This window comes from Streptosporangium sp. NPDC020072 (genome assembly GCF_040631445.1).
Classification (GTDB): domain Bacteria; phylum Actinomycetota; class Actinomycetes; order Streptosporangiales; family Streptosporangiaceae; genus Streptosporangium.
The window spans coordinates 1-19,404 of the sequence record NZ_JBEYAB010000008.1 but is presented as its reverse complement, the minus strand read 5'-3'; the positions used below and the strand labels follow the sequence as shown (position 1 = coordinate 19,404).

Genomic DNA, 19,404 nt, shown 5'->3' with positions numbered 1-19,404 from the left:
GGGGCGCCCGAAGTCCTACGCGCGAGACGCCGGTGTCACCGGTGAGGGCGGCCGGTCGCCAGGTCCGCGAGACGTGGGTCGACTTCGGGAAACGAACCGTCGCCGAACAGGATCCGTGCCGCCAGGGCGCGGCCGGCACGACCGCGTAGCGCGGTCACCGCCGCCTCCGCCGCGACAGGGGATCGAATACCGGCGAACACGCGGCGCAGCAGCAGCCGGCCGCGGAACCGGGTCCGCAAAGCGTCTCCGTCGTACCGGCTCAGCACACGCTGGTCGCCGGTACGCAGGTACCCGGCGATGACCGCAGCGGCCAGCTCGGACATGCGGAGACAGGGGTCCAGCCCACCGGCCGTCAGCGGCGAAACCGCGCCCGCCGCGTCTCCGACGAGCAGCCCGGCGGGGCACGCCAACCGTCGCAGCACACCGCCGACCGGGATCGGACCACCTCGGCGCTCAACCGGCCCGGCCGGCGGTGTGCCGCCGGGCGCGTCCGCGGCGAAGGCGTCCAGCAGGTGGCGGATGCCGGTGCGCATCGCGTTCGGATATCCCGCGACGCCGACATGCGCGTGTCGGCCGTCGTCGATGACCCACCCCAGGTACCCCGGGGCGATCCGCGGGTCCAGCACGCAGTGGAACGCCGGGGTGGTCGTGGCCGACGCGATCGGGTGGACGATCTCGGCGCCGACGAGGAAGCGCCGGTTGACATCAAGACCGAGGTCACGGGCCACCCGGGAGCGGGCGCCGTCCGCGCCGACGACGAACCGGGTCGTCACCGGTTCCGCGCCCGTGAACCGTACGAGCCCCATCGTCGTGCCGACATACCGTACGCCCAGAAGGACTCGTGCCCCGGCCGACTCCGCCGCGCGGCGCGCGTGTTCGTAGACGGCCGCCATGTCGGCCACGCGGTACTCGTCCCGGTCGCTGGTGAGCCGGATCGGTGCCCGCCGCGACGGCGGATACAGCAGCACGTCCCGGACACCTGGCCCGAGCAGACGATCCGGCACGTCGAAGTCGTCGAGGGTGCGGCGCACGAAGATCCCTGTCGTGCGGACGCCCGTCGACAGCGACCTGCGACGGTCGACCACCATCACGCTCAGGCCCCGTCCCGCGAGCAGGCGGGCCGTGCTCAGACCGGCCAGCCCCGCACCCACGACCAGTACATCCACTGTCTGCATGCCTTGTGACGGTAGGGGCAGTGCCTCATCCATACGCTGGTTTGCACGCTACCTGCCCCATACCTCCACACCGTGGCCATACTCAAGACCATGGAGCGTTCCCAGGCCCTCGGAAACGAGGAGATCCCGCCCGATCAGGCGACCAGACGGGATCTCGCCAGCCGTTCTTGATCTGCCTCAGGAACGGCCCGCGGAGCCGCGCACCGTGCTCGGGCCGTGTATCCCGGCGTCGGGGTTGTCGCACCGACGGGTGGCCGCCGTCCGGTTTCACCGGGGCCGACCGACCTGGGCGGTCCAATAAGATCATCCGCATCGTAGCCTTACTCCGGGCCGCCGTCGCCCGCCACCGCTTCGGGCGTCCGGCCGCCGTCGCCGTCGCGCTCTACCTGACCGCCGCCGTCGCCGCCGGGTACGACGGCGGGCGGTGGTTCGCCGTCGTCGCGACGGCGAGTCTCCGGCCGTGGGACGACGGGGCGCGGCTCCTGCCCGCGGCGATCGGCGTGCTCAACGCGTGGGCGCTGTGGCAGATCCTGCGCGGCCCGGCCTTGCCACGTGCCGGGGCGCTGCCGCGTGATGTGGTGTGGCTGCGGCGCCTGCTCTACACGGACGTGGCCGGCGACCTGCTGCTCTGGGAACTCCTCGACGAGGTGTCCGGCGTCGCGGAGTACGTCGCGCGCTGGGCCGTGTGGGCCGCCACCATGTTCCTGCTGGTGCGGGCCCTGGCCGGGGTGTCGGCCCGGTTCCGGGTCATCGCCCTCGGGCTCGGTCTGACCGGGGTGCTGGCCGCGGCGCTGCGGCCGTTCGCCGAGATCCCGTTGACGGCGTCGTTCCTGGTGGCGATGGCGGCCCTCGGCTGCAAGGTGATGATCATCGCCGGGCAGAGACGCGACAGACGGTTCAGCGCCGTCACGGTCGGCATCGGCTGGGCCGCCCTGCTGGTCCCGCAGGTCTACTCGCTGCTCCAGATCGGACGGGTGGCGTTCGACGGCCTGTCGCTCGCGGTGCACGCGCTCGACGGGCTGCTCGTCGTGTGGGCGGCGCGCACCGCGCACGAGCTCGCCGCGCCCGGACAGGGCGTCCCGGTGCCGGGAACCGGCCGGACGCCGCGGCTGATCGCCGCCGCCTTCGTGCTCGCGCTGCCGGCTGCGGTCGTCGGCGCCGAGGAGGACGCCCGGCTCACCTACACGGCCGCGGACGAGGGCTGCCGCGACCGGCTCCGGCCCGCGACCGCCCTCGGGCCCGAGGAGCGGCGGCGGTCGTTCCTCTGCCTGGCCAGGAACGAGACCTTCGCGGCGAACGCGATGTTCCCCGAACGGCTGGCCGACCAGCGCGTCCTCGCCCACGGCGCTCAGCTGTGCGCGCTGCCCGGCGACCGGGAACGGAACGCGCTGCACGAGCGGGCCGGTGGTACGGCGGACGCCATCGAGCTGGCCGCGGCTCTGGAGTACCTGTGCCCCGGCATCGTCGCCCGGCAGACCGCCGATGCGCACCGCCGTCAGGCAGAGCGTGACCTGCAGGAGGCCAGGTGGAAGGCCGAGGCCAACGCCCGGTGCGACGACCCGTGGCCCGGGACGCGGGCCAGACGGCAGGGCACGGCCGCGTACATGCTGCCCGAAGGCGGCGGCTACGCCGTCTTCGACGACCGTGACGACAGCGCAGGCGGTCCCGGGGACATCTACGGCGACGGCGACGAGGTCGCCGACATCTTCGACGCCGTCGAGGACGGCTTCGTCGACGTCGTGGGCAGCAGCGCCGCCATCGTGACCAGAGGGGACGCGGCGATGTGCTTGACGGTCAAGGCGTTCGACCGCGCCCCGCCGCTCCGGCTCACCGGCTGGGACCAGGTGGTCGAGGTGGGCATCGCCAGCCGCAGCGGCCGCCTGGTCGTGCCGACGTACCCCGAGGGCGGCGATGGCGGTGCGGCCAGGCCGCTGCCGGACCTGGCCGTCGCCGGCCCGGGCCACTACCGCCTGCGAATCTACGCCCGCACGCTGCCGTGGGACGAGAACGACCCCGAAGCGCCGCTGGAGGAGCACCTGCTCGTCGTCCATCCCGGTCGCTCGACGGACAAGGTCGTCCACCGTCCGCGCGACTGACCTCGCCGCGCCTGCCTTCGTCACAAGGGACGGGCAGACCCGCACGAGATGAGGCGCGAGGGCCGTGACCGCTTCGGCTCAGCTCGTCGTCAGCCGCAGCACCGCCTTTCTGCTGGACAGCGAGAGGGCCTGGACAGTGATGCCGTTGACCGTGACCGAGCCGCTTCCGCTGAAGTACGCCGAGCCGCTCACACCCGGCCCGCTGGACTTCACATGGACGCCGCCGGCGTTGAAGGACAGGGTCAGCTTGGTGATGCCGAAGCCGGGGTCGATCCGGAACGAGACCTTCCTGGTGATGGAGATCTTGCAGTTACCGTCGTAGCAGGCACGAAGGTTGGGCTTGGCGGCGGCGAAGGCCGTGGTCGCGCCGGCGGGGACGATGGTGAGGGACACGGCGACCGCCAGGGCGGCGGTCCGGATTTTGCCGGACATGATCCTCCTCGGGTTTCCATCTGCGGACGGAACGGAAAAGTCCTGAGCAAGTTCAGTGTGCGCCTGTTCCTCCGGGTCCGCTCCCGGAACGGGCCCGGTTTCCCGTCGTGGTCGGAGCCGAAGGTCGCCGCCTGCGAGGCGCGGGCACCCCACAGCGCCACGGGCGGCGGTCCGCCGCGGACGCCCACGACGATCAGCCGTAGGAGGCCGCCTTCCTGGCGATGGCGTGCAGCATGACGCGGCGGATGACCCCGCTGAAGGGCCGGATGAGCCGCCAGTAGGCCAGCATCCTGCGCCGGGTGTCCACCGACCCGGCGGTGACCCGCGTCTCGGTGCGGAGCAGGGTGCCATGCTCAGTCGGGATCAGCTCGAAGACGGACGCCGACTTGGCGAAGCCGGGCACGTCATAGTCGCGGAACTGCCCGGCCGGGCAACTGCGGCGGAACTCCGCCGACCGCAGACGCCAGAACTGACTGATCGAGCCGAGCACGACATACCGCTGCGACTCGCTGGCCAGCTCGAACCAGCCCCGGCTGAGCATCGTGCCGATCATCGTCGGCGCCTCGTTCGCCCCTGTCGCCGAGAGCGAGCGGACGCTCATGAGCAGCCGCACCAGCGGAAGCTCACCGGGCGACAGCGTGTTCAACGCGGTCCAGACCGTTTCCGGCCGCTGCCGGATGTGCAACTCGTGGCGTTCGGAGCCCAGCGGCTGCGGGATGAAGTCTTCCAGGACCTTCGGCATTCGCATGTCCCTTCGTTCGTCAGTTGTGCTGCGACAGGTGAGCAAGCTTTTCCGGGTTCGCCATGCCGTAGATGGCGCGTACCCGGCCTCCGGAGGAGTCCGCCTCGACGGTGACGACCGCGACCGGCCGGTCACCGGCGACGATCAGGGCGGTCGGCGTGCCGCCGGGGAACGCCCAGCGGACCTCGCACCCCGCATAGCGGGGCCCGACGGCGGCCAGCAGGCGGGCCACCTTGCCGGCGCCGTGCACCGGCCGCAACGCGGCGCGGACCCGGCCACCTCCGTCGTTCCACAGCGTGACCTCGGGCGCCAGTACGTCGAGGAGATCGGTCACACTGCCTCCGACGGCCGCGTTCACGAACCGCTCCGCCGCCACCTGGGCGTCGCGCCGGTCGGCGGTGAAGCGGGGTCGCCGCGCGTGGACGTGCCCCCGCGCCCGGTGCACGAGCTGACGCACCGCGGTGGGCGTCCTGTCGAGAATTCCGGCGATCTCGTCGTACTCGTAGGCGAAGGCCTCCCTGAGAACGAACGCGGCCCGTTCGAGCGGCGACAGCGTCTCCAGAACGACCAGCAGACCAAGCGCGACACCGTCGCGGCGTTCCTCCCGGCCGTCGGCGCCCTCCTCGGTCCACAGCGGTTCCGGCAGCCACGGGCCGATGTAGTCCTCGCGCAGCCTGCGCGCCTTGCGGAGCTGGTCGACCGCCCGGTGCACGACGATGCGCATCAGGTACGCGCGCGGATGCTCGATCGCCGCGTGGTCGACCCTCTCCCAGCTCAGCCACGTGTCCTGCACGACGTCCTCGGCGTCGGTGACGCTGCCGAGAATGTCGTACGCCGCCGCGAACAGCAGGTTGCGGTTCGCGGCGAAGACCGTCGTCCGCTCGTCCACGATGTCGTCCGCCACTTCCGTCCCCCGACTCCCCCGGTTGTCTGTCTTTCCCACATAGGACGAACCCGTCGCCGGCCGTGTGACATCTCAGTCGACACGGCCGTTCCCGGTGTCCTCAAGGTCGAGTTCCACCGGAGCGGACCGGTCCTGACCCGGCTACGCGTGGGCCCGTGTCCGGCGGCTGAGCTGCCTACGGTGCACCACGAGACCGGCCAGCGTCAGCAGTGAGACGAGGCCGAGTTGCCACCAGTTGTCCGGACTGCCGCCAAGGTCCAGGTCGGCCGCGTGGTTCACCGCGTGCAGCGTGTTGGCGACGAAGAACCCGACCAGCACGATCGACAGCACGTCATGCCACACCAGCGCGCTCAGCATCATCAGTCCGATGCCGATCTGGAAGACCCCGGCGTCGTGCAGGAAGTGCACGTGATTGGGGAACCGGGCGAAGACCGCGAAGCCCGCCGGGTCGATGCGCATCCACACGCCGAAGACCAGCATCGTCAGCGCGCCGACCACCACGGCCACCTGGACGAAGGTCCTGGCCTGCCTGCTGTAGCCGTTCGTCATGTTGTGTCCCTTTCCTGTGCTCGCTCTGGTGATAGGACGAGCGCCCAGGGCGGTGTGTGACACGGATCATCCCGCCTCGCCGGTCAGCCGACGGCGTCTGCGCCTTCCCGGTAGCCGACCTGCCGCAGGATGGTCACGAAGTAGGCCTTGACGGCGTCGGCGCTCTCGGTGGCCGGGTAGGAACCCAGGTGGTGCAGCACCGCGCCGTTGAGCAGCTGCTGGACGGCGTTCAGGTCGCAGTCGCCGGGAAGCTGCCCGCGCTCACGCGAGCGGCTCAGCGCGGCGTGCTCGGCCGCCGCGCGCCGTCCGCCGTGGGAGTCGCGGTACGCGCGCAGCAGTTCGGGGTGGTCGTCCACGGCGCCGTACAGCCGCCGCAGCATGCGCCGGTTGCGCGGGTTGCTCAGGTAGGTCGCCCAGTTGCCGAGCATGTGCTCGATGTCGGGCCAGTCGAGGGCGCCGGGGTCGTGATCGTGGTGCACCGACTCGATGGCCTGGATCAGCAGGGCCGTCTTGTCGGGGAACCGCCGGTAGATGGTGGCCCGCGTGACGCCGGCGCGCTGGGCGACCTGCTCGATGCTGGTTCCGCCCGCGCCGCGTTCGATGAAGAGGTCGAGAGCCGCCGCGAGAACCGCCGCGTCCACCTCCTGGCTGCGCGGCCGCCCCGGTGGGAGTCGTCGAGGTCGTGTCACGGCGGCGCTATCCGGCCTTGGTGACCAGCGCGTCGAACGCGCGGTCGGGCAGGATCCGGTTCAGGGCCAGGAGTGTCCTGGCCAGGTAGCCGACCGGGTAGCGCGGTTTCGGCCTGGGTGATTCGACGGCGCTCCTGATGGTCCTGGCGACCACGGCGGGGGCGGAACCCCTGGTGTTGCCCTCGGCCCGGCTCGCCATCGACTCGGCCAGCGCGCCGTAGGCCCCGTGACCGGAGGTCTCGCGTAACTCGCGTGGCGTGTCCTGTTCGAACTCCGTCCTGATGATGCCCGGCTGTACGACCACCACGTGGACGCCGAAGGACCGGCACTCCTGGCGCAGCGAGTCGGAGTAGGTCTCCAGGGCGTGCTTGGAGGCGTGGTACCAGGCGACGAGCGGCAGCGAGATCTCACCGGCGATCGAGGAGACGTTGACGATCATGCCTGAGCGCCGTTCACGCATGTGCGGCAGGACGAGCTGGGTGAGCCGGGCCGGGCCGAAGAGGTTGACCTCGAACAGGTGACGGGCCCGTTCGACGGGCACGTCCTCGACGGCGCCGTGCAGACCGGCTCCGGCGTTGTTGACCAGCACGTCGATCCGGTGCTGCTCGTCCAGGACGGCGTCCACGACGCGGCCCAGATCGTCCTCCCTGGTGACGTCCATCGCCAGAGCGTAACCGCCCGCCTGACGCAGTTCCGCCATCCGGTCCACCCGGCGGGCGGCGCCGTACACGATGTGGCCGGCCCGGCGCAGCTCCAGTGCGGTGGCGCGGCCGATGCCGGACGAGGCACCGGTGACCAGGCAGATCTTGGGAGTCAAGGTGGCGTCCTTCCCCTGTCGGCGACCCCTGATTTCAATACAGTACTGTACTGTATTGAAACATCGGGTGAGAGACAGGATCCGCCATGAGTGCCTATGTGCTCGGGCTCCACGACATCGATGAGACACGACTGCCCCTGGTCGGCGGGAAGGGGGCCAACCTCGGCGAGCTGTCCGCGATCCGGGGCGTCCGCGTGCCGCGCGGCTTCTGCGTCACCACCGACGCGTACGAGCAGGTCGTGGAACGCGACGCGTCGGTCAGCGCGCTGATCGGCGGGCTGGCCGGGCTGCGGGCCGACGACCGGGCGGGCATCGCCGCCGCCTGCGCCCGGCTGCGCGCCGCCGTCGAGGGCCTGACCGTGCCCGACGAGATCCGGCGCGACATCGAGCGCAACCTCGGCGACATGGGCGGCGCGGACGTGGCCTGCGCGGTCAGGTCCAGCGCCACCGCCGAGGACCTGCCGTCCAGCTCCTTCGCGGGCCAGCAGGACACGTACCTCAACGTACGGGGCACCGAGGCGGTGATCGACAGCGTGCGGCGGTGCTGGGCGTCGCTGTTCACCGACCGGGCGGTGGCCTACCGCATCCAGAACGGCTTCGACCATCGCGCCGTACGACTTTCCGTGGTCGTCCAGCAGATGGTCTTCCCCGAGGCGTCGGGCATCCTGTTCACCGCCGACCCGGTCTCGGCCAACCGCACGGTGGTCTCCATCGACGCCGGGTTCGGCCTCGGTGAGGCTTTCGTCTCCGGGCTGGTCAACGCCGACAACTACCGGGTCAGGGCGGGGCGGATCATCGACAGGAAGATCGCCGCCCAGACGAAGGAGCTGCGCGCTCTGCCGTCGGGCGGCACCGAGGAGCTTCCCGTCGAGCCCGCGCGGCAGACCGCGCAGAAACTCGGCGACGAGCAGATCCTGCTGCTGGAGAGACTGGGGCGGGAGATCGAGGCGCACTTCGGCCGCCCCCAGGACATCGAGTGGGCGCTGTACGACGGCGCGTTCCACATCCTGCAGAGCCGCCCCATCACCACGCTCTATCCCGTGCCGCCAGCGCACGACGGCAAGAACCACGTGTACGTCTCCTACGGGCACCGGCAGATGATGACCGACGCCTTCGCCCCACTGGGCCTGTCGTTCTTCTCGCTCCTGCACGACAAGCTGGGCCGTACGGCGGGCGCCGTGGCAGGCAACCGCTTCTACAAGGACGTCTCGGCCGAGCTCACCTCGGTCTGGGCCAGACCCGCCACGCTCAAGAGTCTCGACCAGGTCGACGTGCTGATGGCCAACGCGCTGCGGGCCGTGCTGAGGCGCAAGGAGTTCGCCGCCGGGCTGGCGCGCGGCAAGACCTCGATGCTGGACTTCGGCGAGGGCGGCGTGCTGCCGATCGTGCGTCACTATCTCAGGCTCGCCCGCGAGGACGACCCCGGCGTCGTGCCGGACCTGATCGCGCGCACCGAGGCGACGGTGGAGCGGCTGCGGAGCGAGATCGCCGGCAAGTCGGGCGACGAACTGTTCGCCTGCATCATCGACGACCACGACGTGCTCGCCGAGCTCACCTTCGACCCGCGCAGCGTGGCGGCGGCCTTCCTCGGCATCCAGTCGGTGAACTGGGTCAACAAGCACATGGAGACCTGGCTGGGTGAGAAGAACGCCGCCGACGCGATCGCCCAGTCCGCCGACCACAACGTCGTGGCCGCCATGGGGCTCGACCTGCTCGACGTCGCCGACGCCGTCCGCGAGCATCCCGACGTGCTGCGCTACCTGGAGACCGCCCGGTGCGACACCTTCTACGAGGGGCTGGCCGCGTGCGCGGGCGGGGCGGCCGTGGGTGACGCCGTCCGCGGCTACCTGGACACGTACGGGATGCACTGCGCCGGTGACATCGACCTCACCAGGACCCGGTGGAGCGAGGACCCGACGCTGCTCGTGCCGCTCATCCTCAGCGACATCAGGAACTTCCCGCCCGGGGAACGCCGCCGCAAGGCCGAACAGGGCCGCGCCGAGGCCGAACGCGCCATGAACGACCTGCTCGCCCGTCTCCGCGAGCTGCCCGGCGGCGCGGGCAAGGCCAGGAGGGCGGCCAGGAAGATGAGCCTGATCCGCCACTTCATCGGCTACCGCGAGTACTCCAAGCACGCGCTCCTTCTGCGGTACGAGATCTACAAGCGGGCGCTGATGAAGGAGGCCGCCGGGCTGGTCGCACGCGGGGTCGTCAAGGAGCCCGAGGACGTGTACTTCCTGTCCATCGATGAGTTCAGGAAGGTGGTCAACACCGGCGAACTGGACTACTCGGTCATCACGCGGCGGCGGGAGGAACACGAGACCTACCAGAGGCTGACTCCGCCGCGGGTGATCACCTCAGAGGGCGAGGTGATCTCCGGCGTGTACGAGCCGGGCGCCCTGCCGGAGGGGGCGCTGGCGGGCATCGCCGTTTCGTCGGGAGTCGTGGAGGGCCGGGCGCGGGTCATCCGCAGCATGGCCGAGGCCGACCTTGAGGACGGCGACATCCTCGTCACCGTCTTCACCGATCCGAGCTGGTCGCCGCTGTTCGTCTCGGTCAAGGGAGTCGTCATGGAGGTCGGCGGGGTGATGACGCACGGCGCCGTGGTGGCCCGCGAGTACGGGCTGCCCGCGGTCGTCGGCGTGGAGGACGCCACCCGGCGGATCAAGGACGGCCAGCGCATCCGGGTGAACGGCGCCGAAGGGTACGTCGAGATCCTCTGAGATCGCCGGGGCGGCCCCGCCCCGGCGTGTTCTCAGCGAACCTTCAACCCGTCGGACACGCTCCGGTGCACCGGGGTCCAGCCCAGGTCGCGGGTGGCCTTGGCGTGCGAGACCCGCATCGTGGTGTCGATCAGCAGGCAGCCCAGGTACGGCACGGCCAGCCTGACCAACCATCTCGGCGTCACGACGGGACGAGGCGTGCCGTGCGCGCGGGCGACCGTGCTCAGGAAGTCGCGCCAGCTCATCGGCCGGTCGTCCACGATGTTGTACGCCTCCCCCGCGCCGCCGTGTTCCATGGCCGCGACCGTGGCCGCCGCCGCGTCCTCCACGTGGACGAAGGAGGTGGTCCCCGTCCTCCCTCGCGGGAGTACGGGAGCCCGCCTGCGCATCAGGTCCGCGAACATGTCGCTGAACGCGTTCCTGCCGTAGAACATCCCGTACCGCAGGGCGATGCCCTCAATGCCCTCCGCGTCGAACACCTGCCGTTCGGTCGCCACGCTGGAGTCCGTCACCAGGTCGCCCACGTTGCCGACGCGCAGCCCGAAGACGTCGTTCTCGGTCAGGACCCTGGTGCCGTGATCGCGGTAGCCGTACCCGGTGATCAGTGACTGGGTGACGAAGCGACGCGCGCCCACCACCCGCGATGCCTCAAGGAGGTGCGCGGTGCCCCTGTCGCGGAGGGCGATGGTGGGGTCGTCGGGGCGCAGCCTGAGTCCGGGTTTCCGCAGCGCCGTGGCCTGGTGCATGACCACGTCGGCCCGGTGCCCTTCGACCGCGCGCAGCAACCCGTCACGATCCATCACATCCGCGATCACCGGGAACGCGCCGCGATCCACGACGAGCCGCCGCTTGGCCGGATGACGGATGAGCGCGATCACCTCGTGCCCCGACCCGGCCAGCGCCGACAACAGCGGCAACCCGATCGCACCGGTCGCGCCTGCGAGCAGCACCCTCATCGCACCTGCTCCCACGCCTGCGGCCAACTCCACGTCCAGACGCCGAAGACCGGCGTGCGGAGCACATTTCCCGTGACGGCCTGTGCCATGACGACCTCCTGTCTTGGTTGAACACATCACAAGGACGAGACGGTCGGCGCCGTTGTGACAGACAGGTTCACGGCGTGGATCACCACCACTACCTCTTCGCCCGCACCCTAGCTAGAGTTAGAGCATGGGTAAGCCTCCCAGGATGACCATCCCGACCCAGCTCGTGCTACGCGCCTTCCTCGACGACCCCACGCGGGAGATGTACGGACTGGAGGTCTGCGCCGCCTCCGGCCTGGCCAGCGGCACCATCCATCCCATCCTCGCCCGCTTCGAGGGCATCGGCTGGCTGGAGTCACGCTTCGAGGACGTCAACCCCCACGAGGCGGCCCGGCCTCGCCGCCGCTACTACCGGCTCACCCCCGACGGCGCCGAGAACGCCCGCCTCGCGCTCGCCCAGGCGCACACCAGGATCGGCACGCTGCGTGGCCTGAGCCCACGGCTGGGCGGCGGAAGTTGAGCGACCTCCCCCAGGGTTCCATCGCCAACCCCAGCAGGTTCGTCATCGAGCGCCACCTCGCCCTCGCCCTCGACCGGGCTCTCGTCCACGCCCTCGACCAGGCCCAGCTCCTCGCTTCCGGCCCCGTTTACCTCCACTCCTTCGAAGATCGAAGCTTCAGCCGCACCAACGTCATCGACCTGGACCGCGCCCTGACCCTCGCTCGCAGGCTGGACCACACCCTCACCTTCGTCCGTACCTACACGCTGGACTTCCAGCGCGGCTCCCACCAGGCCCGCGACCTCGCCCACGCCCTTCACCACGCGCTCGAACGCACCCACGCCCTCGGCTTCGACCTCGACCGCATCCCCACCTACGAGCTCGACCTCGACTACGCCCGCACCCGCGCTCGCGCCCGGATCCTCGCCGACCACCTGGACGCCATGGGGCAGAGGGCCGTGGAGATCTCCGAGCACCTCGAAAGGCTCAGTGCGCAGGCGTCGCCGGCGGAGCCGGTCGTGGCGGAGAAGAAGGCCGTCCCCATATCCCGGTCGGCGGAACACATGGTGAGCCTCATGATGAAGTTGCTCCCGGCCGTACGCCGGGACCGCTACGCCGAGGAGTTCAACGCCGAGCTGTACGACCTGGCAGAGCTGAAGTCCACCAGGACCGTGCAGGTCGTCTACGCCCTCCGGCAGTTCGGCCGCGTGTGGCAACTCCGCGAGGCCCTCCTGAGGCCGGACCGGCCACGGTTCCATCGGCTACGCCGGATCGCGTGCTGGGTGCTCGCCTCGGACTGGCTCACCTGGAGCCTGCTCGGCCCGCCGCTGGCCTTCGGCGTGATCAACGTGCATCTCTCCCAGGGGTGGGGCTCCGCCCTGTTCACCCTGCCGGGTGTCGCCGGCTTCTACGCCGGGGTGGAGTGGCTCCGCAAGCGCTGGGGCATAGAGGTGAAACGGCGGGACGAGTCAGCCGGAGAGCCGCCGAACGATGACCTGAACAAGCCAAGACGGCCCTGACGTCCCGGAGAAGCCGGGTGGCGTTCAGCTTTCCAGATAGCGCAGGACCGCGGCGACCCTGCGGTCGACCTGGTCGGTCGGGGCGAGGTCGAGCTTGGCGAAGATGCTGCGGATGTGTTTCTGCACGCCGCCGTCGGTCACCACCAGACGCTGGGCGATGGCGGTGTTGCCCAGCCCTTCGGCCATGAGGGCCAGCACCTCGCGTTCGCGTGCGGTCAGCCGTTCCATCGGGTCGCGGCGGCGGGTGAACAGCTGGGCGATCACCTCGGGGTCCATCGCCGTCCCGCCCGCGGCCACCCGGTGCAGGGCGTCCAGGAACTCCTCCACCTTGCCCACGCGCTCCTTGAGGAGGTATCCCACCCCGCGGGTCCCCTCGGCCAGCAGGTTCGTGGCGAAGGCCTGCTCGACGTAGGCCGACAGGACCAGCACCGCCAGGCCGGGGTTCAGCCGCCGGGCCTCGACGGCGGCCCTGATCCCCTCGTCGGTGTGGGTGGGCGGCATGCGCACGTCCACCACTGCCACATCGGGCCGGTGCTCGGCCACCGCGGCCAGGAACCCCTCAGGTTCGGAGGCCGCGGCCACCACCTCGAATCCCTCGCCGGTCAGCAGCAGCACCAGGCCCCGGCGCAGCAGCGCGTCATCCTCGGCGATCACGATCCGCACGGCAGCTCCACTTCGATGGTTGTCGGCCCGCCCCGCGGGCTGGTCAGCATGATGGTTCCGTCGTGTGCCTCGACCCGGCGGCGGATACCCTCCAGCCCGGTGCCGTCGGCCTCAGAGGCTCCGCCCTTGCCGTCGTCGCTCACCACCACGCGTAGCAGGCCGCCGTCACGGCGCACCTCGACCAGGGCTCTCCGCGCGCCGCTGTGTTTCGCCACGTTGGTCAGCGCTTCGGCGACGACGAAGTAGGCGGTGGTCTCCACCGACAGCGGCAGCCGCCCCAGGTCGTCGGCGGTCAAGGCGCACGGGATCGCGCTGCCCGCCGCCAGGGCGCTCAGCGCCCCGGACAGCCCCCTGTCCTCCAGGACAGGGGGCAGGATGCCGCGGACGACCCCGCGCAGTTCGGCCACGGCCTGCTCGGCGGCACTTTGCGCCTCATCGAGCGCCTCCCGCGGCCCGTCGAGTGCCAGGCCTGTCCGAGCCGCCTCCCTGGCCAGCGCCCGCTTGGCCACGGCGACCGTCACCACGACGGCGACCAGCCGGTTCTGCGCGCCGTCGTGCAGCGCCCGCTCGATCCTGCGCAGTTCGGCCGCATGTGCCCGCAGGGCGCCCGCGCGCGTCGCGGTGAGCCGGGCGACCTGCCGCGACAGGTCGATCGACGGATGCGGGCGCAGGAGCCGCACCCCGGGCAACGCCTGCAACCTGGCCATCCGCGGGGCGAGCATGACGGCGATCACCTGGACGACCACGGCCGCCAGCGCGGCTGCCAGCGCGGCCGGAAACGTGGTGATCGGCAGCTCGTAGCTGGTGATCCGGCCCTCCGGCGGCATCAGGCCCCACCAGAACGGGGACGTCGCATCCCGCAAGGTCATCGTCGGCATCAGGACGGCGACAAGGCCGAGCGCCAGCCCCAGCGTGGCATGCGCGGCCACCCAGCCCAGATCGCGGAAGGTCGCCGGGTCGCGGCGGGCGGCGCGGATCCTGGCCGTCCAGCCCGTCGCGGTGTCCTGCTGCGGATAGGGGGTGACGACCTCCAGCCCCCAGCGGTTGAGCCGGCCGCGTTCCCGTTCGGCCACCGCCCTGGTCAGTGCCAGCATCGGCGGGATCATCAGCAGACCCACCCCCACGAGGCAGGCCGCGGCGACCATGATCCAGGACACGAGGACCAGGAAGGCGAGGATCGCGGTGCCGAGACCTCCCGCCAGGCGCTCCAAAGCCTCGAAGGCGTCCCTGCTCATCTCCCCCACCCTAAGCTGAGGCGGAGGACCGTTTCATTCCACCCTGCACTACCATCGGCCTGGCAGATTACGGCATTTCCCCAGGCAGAGCCAATTTCTAGGGTGATCAGTATGAATGACCCCTGCCGCGTCACACCTGCCGACCGGCCTCGGCCGTCCGCCCCCTTCCGCCGGCCCGAGCCACCGCGCGACGGCACCGTGCTCCGCGTGCTCCTGTGGACCGGTTTCACCGTGTGCGCCGTCGTCAACAGCGTCGGCAACAGCATCGGCGGCGTCGGCGAGGGCGTCGGCCTGGTCGCCGGGATCATCTCCGGCGGCTCCATCGCGGCCTTGATCGTCCACCACTACGCCCGGCGCCGTTCATGAGCGGTGTCACCTTCGGCGGCGTCTCCGAGAAGTACGGTGACCCGGTCGCCCGACGAGACCTCGTTCGCCTTCCCGTGCCGGTCGGCTCGTCACCGTCACGGGTTCTCGGCGAGTTTCCTGCGGCGTGACGGTAGGGCTGGCCATACCTTCACGAATCCATTCAGCAGGGTCGATCACGGATCATCTCGGCACCATGCTCGATAACACCGCAAACCGGTCATCAAGCAGGGAGACAGATCCATGTCGCACTCCACCGTTCCATCCCCGCCGGTCACGTCCGGTCCTGCCAGGAGGCACGGCCTGCCGGCCTTGGCCACCGCGGCCGCCGTCGCACTGGGCGCCCTCGGCCTGGCCGCCGCCCCGGCGGTCGCGGAAACCCCCGCGGGAACCGACAGGCCGATCCGCTTCCACCATCAAAGGCTCGACTGGCATGGTTGTAAGACAGGACCGGATGACAGGGCCGGCGCGAGCCTGGACGCGGCGGGCGCTCAGTGCACCGAGGTCACCGTCCCACTGGACTACCGCAGGCCCGGCGGGCGGACCATCTCGGTGGCGATCTCCCGGATCAAGGCCACCGACCCCGCCGGACGGCGCGGCGTTCTGCTGACCAACCCTGGCGGCCCCGGAGGACCCGGACTGGACCTGGTGGCGTCCCTCGCGCAGTGGTCACCCGCCCTCACCTCCCGCTACGACCTGATCGGAATGGACCCGCGCTTCACGGGCCGCAGCACACCGATCCGCTGCGGATGGAAGACCGACGTCTTCCTGCGTTCGGCCGGTCCGAACCGCCGCACCTTCAACGAGAGCGCGGCCCTGATGAAGGAACTGGCGGCCAAGTGTGCCCGGGGCAACCGCGACGTGCTGCCGTACGCCTCCACCCGGAACACCGCCCGCGACATGGACGTGATCCGCGCCGCCCTCGGTGAGCCGAAACTGTCCTATCTCGGATACTCCTACGGCACCTACCTGGGGGCGGTCTACACGCAGATGTTCGGTGCGAGAGCCGACCGGATCGTGCTGGACAGCGCGGTCAACCCCGACACCTACGGCCCCGGCCTGCTGTCGGGGAACGGGCCGGCCATCACCGCCGCGCTGAGAAACTGGGCCGCCTGGGCCGCCGCGCACGACAAGGAGCACGGCCTGGGCGACACCACCACCGAGGTCCTGGCCACCGTCAACCACGTCAACCGGGCCGCCGCCCGGCGTCCGCTGCGGATCGGTGGGTACCGGGTCGACTCTCACCACATCCCCTACCTGCTCTTCGGGCCTCTCTACGAGGACGGTGAAAAGGCCTACGCCGACTTCGCCACCCAGGTGCGGGCGCTGGCCGACGCCACCCGCGGCACCGTGGTCACCGCCCCGCCGTCGCTGAAGGCGTCCCTCGACAGCCTGTTCACCGGGACGGGCGCGCTCGACGCCCAGGCCCCGATCATCTGCGCCGACCGGGCCGCCTCCCGCGACCCGGAGACCTACTTCCGCGACATCCAGGCCCACCGCGCCGACGAACCGCTGTACGGGCCGTTGATCCGCAACATCACCCCGTGCGCCTTCTGGCCCGCCGCTCCGGTGGAGGCGCCAACCAAGGTCCGCAACGGTGTCCCGGTGCTGGTCGTCGGCAACGACGGCGACCCAGGATCCCCCTACCTCGGCCAGCAGGCCATGCACCGGGCGCTTACCGGCTCCCGCATGGTCACCCTGCGCGGCGCCTATCGCCACGCCACCTACCTCGGCGCCGGCAACTCCTGCGTCAACACCACCGTCGAGCGCTACCTGATCGACGGCGTCCTGCCCGGTGGCGACGTCACCTGCGTCAAGGACGCCACTACGGCAGGGTGACGACGCAACCGGCCCGATGCCTCGTCGCGGACCGGCTGATGCCAGGTCAGCTTGTCAATCGTTCCCGAGGCCCTCAAAGCAGGATGCGAGCGGAAGCCACTGCTGGGCGCCGGGTCGCCGAGGAGCCGACGTCGAGTTCTTGTCAGCGGCGGGCGTCGTCCGCGGTACCGCCTGCCACTGATGACGCGGTTCGGTGCCCTCGATGAGGCTGACGTCTTGCTCCAACACGGCGCGGTGAAGGGTGAACGGGCCGACGGGCGCAGCGAGTGGCCCTGGCCGCGGCGGATGACCTGCCCGACGGCGAGAGCTTGGCGGACAGGGCCGTCGCCGGTGGTCGGCGAGGAGGCCGGGCAGATCGAGTTGCGGTACCGCTCATAAGGTGAGCCCAGGCGGTGGGCAGACCCGCTCAGGGCGCTGGCGGCTCAGGAATGAGGGCAAGAATCTCGTCGACAAGCCGCTCCCTGACCCCGGTGGGCAAGGAGGCGCCGAGGGCGTTCTCGTATCCCCAGAACCCGTCGGCGGCCATGCGCGCCATGAGGCACCGCATCGCCTCGTCGTCGCTCTCGTCGATCGGCGCCGCGTCACCGGGGAACCAGCGGTCGTAGACCCGCTGCCAGGGAGCCATCCAGTCGGGCTCGTTGCCCGCCTCGGCGATGAGACGCGTCTCCAGACGCGTGGAGGCTCCGGTGCATGCCAGCACGTATCCCCTCGTGCGTTCGGCGAGCGTCGCCTCCTCCGGTTCCTTGCCGGTCGCCTCGCGCAGCCCCCGCTCGACGCGGTCGGCGAGGAACTCGTGAATCCCGGCGAGCAGCGCGTGTTTCGTCGGGAAGTGGTAGATCAGCCCGCGCTTGGTCACCCCGGCTTCGGCCGCGACCGCGTCCAGGGTGAGCGCGGTGATGCCGCGCTCCTCGACGACGCGCAGGGCCGCCTCGATCATCGCCGGTCGCGCATTCGGTCGTGCCATGTCTCTTCCCCACCTCCGCAGAGTTAGTATACCACTTGGTGTAGTATACCGTTTGGTGAAGTAACTGGCTCGGGAGGGAAAGATGACCGAGAACGCACAGCGGGCGACAGCTCGCACCTGGATCGGACTGGCGGTGCTCGTACTGCCGATGCTGCTGATCGCCATCGACGGCATGGTGCTGGTCTTCGCGCTGCCCGCGATCACCACGGATCTCCAGCCCTCGGGCACCGAGCAACTGTGGATCCTCGACATCTACTCGCTGATGCTCGCGGGCCTCCTGATCACGATGTCGTCCCTCGGCGACCGGATCGGCCGCCGTCGGCTCCTGCTGATCGGAGCGGTGGGATTCGCGGCGGCGTCCGTGCTGGGAGCGCTGGCGAGTGCGCCGTGGATGCTGATCCTCGCCCGAGCGCTGCTCGGGGTCGCCGGCGCGACCATCATGCCCTCGACGTTGTCGATCATCCGCAACATGTTCCTCGATCGAAACCAGCGCCGCACGGCAATGGCGGTGTGGGCCGCGATGGGTTCCGCGGGCGCCGCGGCGGGCCCGATCGTCGGAGGCTGGGTCATCGAAGCCTTCAGCTGGCATGCCGCTTTCCTGATGAACATCCCGGTCATGATCATCCTGCTGGCACTCGCCCCGATCTTCGTGCCCGAGAGCGCCAACCCGATGCCGGGACGCATCGACGTCCCCAGCATCGCGCTCTCCCTCACCGGAATGGTGACGCTCGTCTACGGAGTCAAGACCCTCGCCGAGGGAGAGCAGCCACTGGCGGCGCTCGTCACGTTCGTCTCCGGCGCCGTGCTTCTGGTGCTGTTCGTGGTGCGCCAGCTGCGCATCCCGAACCCGATGATCAACGTCCGGCTGTTTCGTGTCCGCTCCTTCACCGGCGCGGTCGTGGTCGACCTGCTGTCGGTGTTCGCCCTGGTCGGCGCACTCTTCGCGCTGACGCAGCACCTGCAGCTCATCGCAGGGCTCTCCACCGTTCAGTCCGCCCTCTGGATGCTGCCGCAAGCCGCGGTCTCCGCGATCGCGGGGTTCCTCGCCGCCGCACTCGTCAAGAGGATCCCCGCGTCGATCCTCGTGTCGGCGGGAGGCGTCATCACCGCGGCAGGATTCGGGATGCTGCTGTTCCTCACACCCCAGACCCCGCCGTTCGTGATCGCGATCTCGCTGTGCCTGGTCGGGCTCGGCGCCGGGGTCGGCCTGACGCTGACCAACGACATCATCATGAGCTCGGTGCGCCCGGAGCACGCCGGGCAAGCCGCAGCCGTGAGCGAGACCGCCTACGAAGTGGGCACAGCACTCGGCACAGCCGTTCTCGGCTCCATCCTGCTCGGGTTCTACCGGACCGGCCTGGCCTCCCATGCGCCCATCGGCCTGCCCGGCACTGTGCTCTCAGCGGCTGAGGAGACGCTCGCCGCAGCCCTCGCCTTCACCGCCGAACTGCCCGGTGCGCTCGGACAGGCGCTCGCCGACGCCGCGGTGACGTCATTCACCCAGGCACTCGCGTGGACAGGCGGCCTCGCGGCCCTGATCCTGACCGGGGTGGCGATCTTCGCAGCCATCATGCTGCGCGGAGTCTCCGCACAGGCCGACCTGGTGAAGGCGGACCACTAGTAGTGCTTTGTTAGGTGGTTAGGGCGGTCGCTGGTGGCAGGTCGGGCACTGGCCTGCCCAGACGGCCAGCAGCACCTGTAGTTCCCTGAGA

The 19,404-nt window shown here is 70.5% G+C and carries 18 protein-coding genes; 7 read left to right on the top strand and 11 right to left on the bottom strand.

What is annotated here, in order from left to right; translation table 11 throughout:
• Window positions 1-35 precede the first annotated feature (35 nt).
• Complete coding sequence (locus tag ABZ470_RS20125) at window positions 36-1,175, bottom strand: NAD(P)/FAD-dependent oxidoreductase (RefSeq protein WP_362912811.1); 1,140 nt, start codon at window positions 1,173-1,175, stop codon at window positions 36-38.
• Between the two features lie 500 nt (window positions 1,176-1,675).
• On the opposite strand from ABZ470_RS20125, the gene ABZ470_RS20120 reads away from it, so the two are divergent.
• Entirely contained in the window at window positions 1,676-3,271 is a 1,596-nt protein-coding gene (locus tag ABZ470_RS20120; RefSeq protein WP_362912809.1) for a hypothetical protein, read from the top strand.
• Between the two features lie 78 nt (window positions 3,272-3,349).
• Here ABZ470_RS20120 and ABZ470_RS20115 read toward each other — a convergent pair whose 3' ends face one another.
• From ABZ470_RS20115 to ABZ470_RS20090, 6 genes are all read right to left on the bottom strand, one after another.
• Window positions 3,350-3,703 carry a hypothetical protein gene (locus ABZ470_RS20115; protein WP_362912807.1) on the bottom strand — a complete coding sequence of 118 codons (354 nt, stop codon included), beginning with the start codon at window positions 3,701-3,703 and terminating at the stop codon, window positions 3,350-3,352.
• Between the two features lie 193 nt (window positions 3,704-3,896).
• The gene (locus tag ABZ470_RS20110; RefSeq protein WP_362912805.1) at window positions 3,897-4,445 is read right to left on the bottom strand and encodes a hypothetical protein; all 549 of its coding nucleotides are present in this window, start codon (window positions 4,443-4,445) and stop codon (window positions 3,897-3,899) included.
• Window positions 4,446-4,464: 19 nt separating this feature from the next.
• On the bottom strand, window positions 4,465-5,349 hold the full coding sequence (sigJ, locus tag ABZ470_RS20105) for an RNA polymerase sigma factor SigJ (protein WP_352012127.1): 885 nt from the start codon (window positions 5,347-5,349) through the stop codon (window positions 4,465-4,467).
• Between the two features lie 141 nt (window positions 5,350-5,490).
• Window positions 5,491-5,898 (bottom strand): hypothetical protein, encoded by a 408-nt coding sequence (locus ABZ470_RS20100; protein WP_362912803.1) that lies wholly within the window; start codon window positions 5,896-5,898, stop codon window positions 5,491-5,493.
• Window positions 5,899-5,981: 83 nt separating this feature from the next.
• Window positions 5,982-6,539, bottom strand: a complete 558-nt coding sequence (locus ABZ470_RS20095; protein ID WP_362785393.1) for a TetR/AcrR family transcriptional regulator — start codon at window positions 6,537-6,539, stop codon at window positions 5,982-5,984.
• Window positions 6,540-6,594: 55 nt separating this feature from the next.
• A complete protein-coding gene (locus tag ABZ470_RS20090; RefSeq protein WP_362912801.1) occupies window positions 6,595-7,404 on the bottom strand; it encodes an oxidoreductase in 810 nt (269 codons plus the stop codon).
• An 86-nt stretch (window positions 7,405-7,490) separates the two neighbouring features.
• Between ABZ470_RS20090 and rph the strand changes: the two genes are divergently transcribed.
• Entirely contained in the window at window positions 7,491-10,127 is a 2,637-nt protein-coding gene (gene rph / locus ABZ470_RS20085; RefSeq protein ID WP_362912799.1) for a rifamycin-inactivating phosphotransferase, read from the top strand.
• A gap of 32 nt (window positions 10,128-10,159) precedes the next feature.
• On the opposite strand, the gene ABZ470_RS20080 is transcribed toward rph, so the two are convergent.
• Window positions 10,160-11,083: an NAD(P)-dependent oxidoreductase gene (locus ABZ470_RS20080; RefSeq protein WP_362912797.1), complete on the bottom strand. Its 924-nt coding sequence runs from the start codon at window positions 11,081-11,083 to the stop codon at window positions 10,160-10,162.
• Between the two features lie 214 nt (window positions 11,084-11,297).
• Here ABZ470_RS20080 and ABZ470_RS20075 point away from each other — a divergent pair, with 214 nt between their 5' ends.
• Together ABZ470_RS20075 and ABZ470_RS20070 are read left to right on the top strand one after the other, a co-directional pair.
• Complete coding sequence (locus ABZ470_RS20075; RefSeq protein ID WP_352012121.1) at window positions 11,298-11,630, top strand: helix-turn-helix transcriptional regulator; 333 nt, start codon at window positions 11,298-11,300, stop codon at window positions 11,628-11,630.
• A complete protein-coding gene (locus tag ABZ470_RS20070) occupies window positions 11,627-12,628 on the top strand; it encodes a hypothetical protein (RefSeq protein WP_362912795.1) in 1,002 nt (333 codons plus the stop codon). Before ABZ470_RS20075 ends, ABZ470_RS20070 begins: the two co-directional genes overlap by 4 nt.
• Before the next feature lie 24 nt (window positions 12,629-12,652).
• On the opposite strand, the gene ABZ470_RS20065 is transcribed toward ABZ470_RS20070, so the two are convergent.
• Both ABZ470_RS20065 and ABZ470_RS20060 read right to left on the bottom strand, forming a co-directional pair.
• The gene (locus ABZ470_RS20065) at window positions 12,653-13,291 is read right to left on the bottom strand and encodes a response regulator transcription factor (protein WP_362912793.1); all 639 of its coding nucleotides are present in this window, start codon (window positions 13,289-13,291) and stop codon (window positions 12,653-12,655) included.
• Window positions 13,279-14,526: a sensor domain-containing protein gene (locus ABZ470_RS20060; RefSeq protein ID WP_362912791.1), complete on the bottom strand. Its 1,248-nt coding sequence runs from the start codon at window positions 14,524-14,526 to the stop codon at window positions 13,279-13,281. The genes ABZ470_RS20065 and ABZ470_RS20060 overlap by 13 nt, the downstream gene beginning before the upstream one ends.
• Before the next feature lie 111 nt (window positions 14,527-14,637).
• On the opposite strand from ABZ470_RS20060, the gene ABZ470_RS20055 reads away from it, so the two are divergent.
• Together ABZ470_RS20055 and ABZ470_RS20050 are read left to right on the top strand one after the other, a co-directional pair.
• The gene (locus tag ABZ470_RS20055; protein ID WP_362912789.1) at window positions 14,638-14,892 is read left to right on the top strand and encodes a hypothetical protein; all 255 of its coding nucleotides are present in this window, start codon (window positions 14,638-14,640) and stop codon (window positions 14,890-14,892) included.
• Window positions 14,893-15,132: 240 nt separating this feature from the next.
• Window positions 15,133-16,728 (top strand): alpha/beta hydrolase, encoded by a 1,596-nt coding sequence (locus ABZ470_RS20050; protein WP_362912787.1) that lies wholly within the window; start codon window positions 15,133-15,135, stop codon window positions 16,726-16,728.
• A 406-nt stretch (window positions 16,729-17,134) separates the two neighbouring features.
• Here ABZ470_RS20050 and ABZ470_RS20045 read toward each other — a convergent pair whose 3' ends face one another.
• On the bottom strand, window positions 17,135-17,692 hold the full coding sequence (locus ABZ470_RS20045) for a TetR/AcrR family transcriptional regulator (RefSeq protein ID WP_362912785.1): 558 nt from the start codon (window positions 17,690-17,692) through the stop codon (window positions 17,135-17,137).
• An 82-nt stretch (window positions 17,693-17,774) separates the two neighbouring features.
• On the opposite strand from ABZ470_RS20045, the gene ABZ470_RS20040 reads away from it, so the two are divergent.
• The gene (locus tag ABZ470_RS20040; RefSeq protein WP_362912783.1) at window positions 17,775-19,313 is read left to right on the top strand and encodes an MFS transporter; all 1,539 of its coding nucleotides are present in this window, start codon (window positions 17,775-17,777) and stop codon (window positions 19,311-19,313) included.
• Window positions 19,314-19,404 lie beyond the last annotated feature (91 nt).

Excerpts from the sequence above, each read along its gene's own strand:
- ABZ470_RS20125 (WP_362912811.1), bottom strand. The coding sequence starts at position 1,175 with ATGCAGACAGTGGATGTACTGGTCGTGGGTGCGGGGCTGGCCGGTCTG.
- ABZ470_RS20115 (WP_362912807.1), bottom strand. The coding sequence starts at position 3,703 with ATGTCCGGCAAAATCCGGACCGCCGCCCTGGCGGTCGCCGTGTCCCTC.
- ABZ470_RS20110 (WP_362912805.1), bottom strand. The coding sequence starts at position 4,445 with ATGCCGAAGGTCCTGGAAGACTTCATCCCGCAGCCGCTGGGCTCCGAA.
- ABZ470_RS20100 (WP_362912803.1), bottom strand. The coding sequence starts at position 5,898 with ATGACGAACGGCTACAGCAGGCAGGCCAGGACCTTCGTCCAGGTGGCC.
- rph (WP_362912799.1), top strand. The coding sequence starts at position 7,491 with ATGAGTGCCTATGTGCTCGGGCTCCACGACATCGATGAGACACGACTG.
- ABZ470_RS20080 (WP_362912797.1), bottom strand. The coding sequence starts at position 11,083 with ATGAGGGTGCTGCTCGCAGGCGCGACCGGTGCGATCGGGTTGCCGCTG.
- ABZ470_RS20075 (WP_352012121.1), top strand. The coding sequence starts at position 11,298 with ATGGGTAAGCCTCCCAGGATGACCATCCCGACCCAGCTCGTGCTACGC.
- ABZ470_RS20060 (WP_362912791.1), bottom strand. The coding sequence starts at position 14,526 with ATGAGCAGGGACGCCTTCGAGGCTTTGGAGCGCCTGGCGGGAGGTCTC.
- ABZ470_RS20055 (WP_362912789.1), top strand. The coding sequence starts at position 14,638 with ATGAATGACCCCTGCCGCGTCACACCTGCCGACCGGCCTCGGCCGTCC.
- ABZ470_RS20050 (WP_362912787.1), top strand. The coding sequence starts at position 15,133 with ATGTCGCACTCCACCGTTCCATCCCCGCCGGTCACGTCCGGTCCTGCC.
- ABZ470_RS20045 (WP_362912785.1), bottom strand. The coding sequence starts at position 17,692 with ATGGCACGACCGAATGCGCGACCGGCGATGATCGAGGCGGCCCTGCGC.
- ABZ470_RS20040 (WP_362912783.1), top strand. The coding sequence starts at position 17,775 with ATGACCGAGAACGCACAGCGGGCGACAGCTCGCACCTGGATCGGACTG.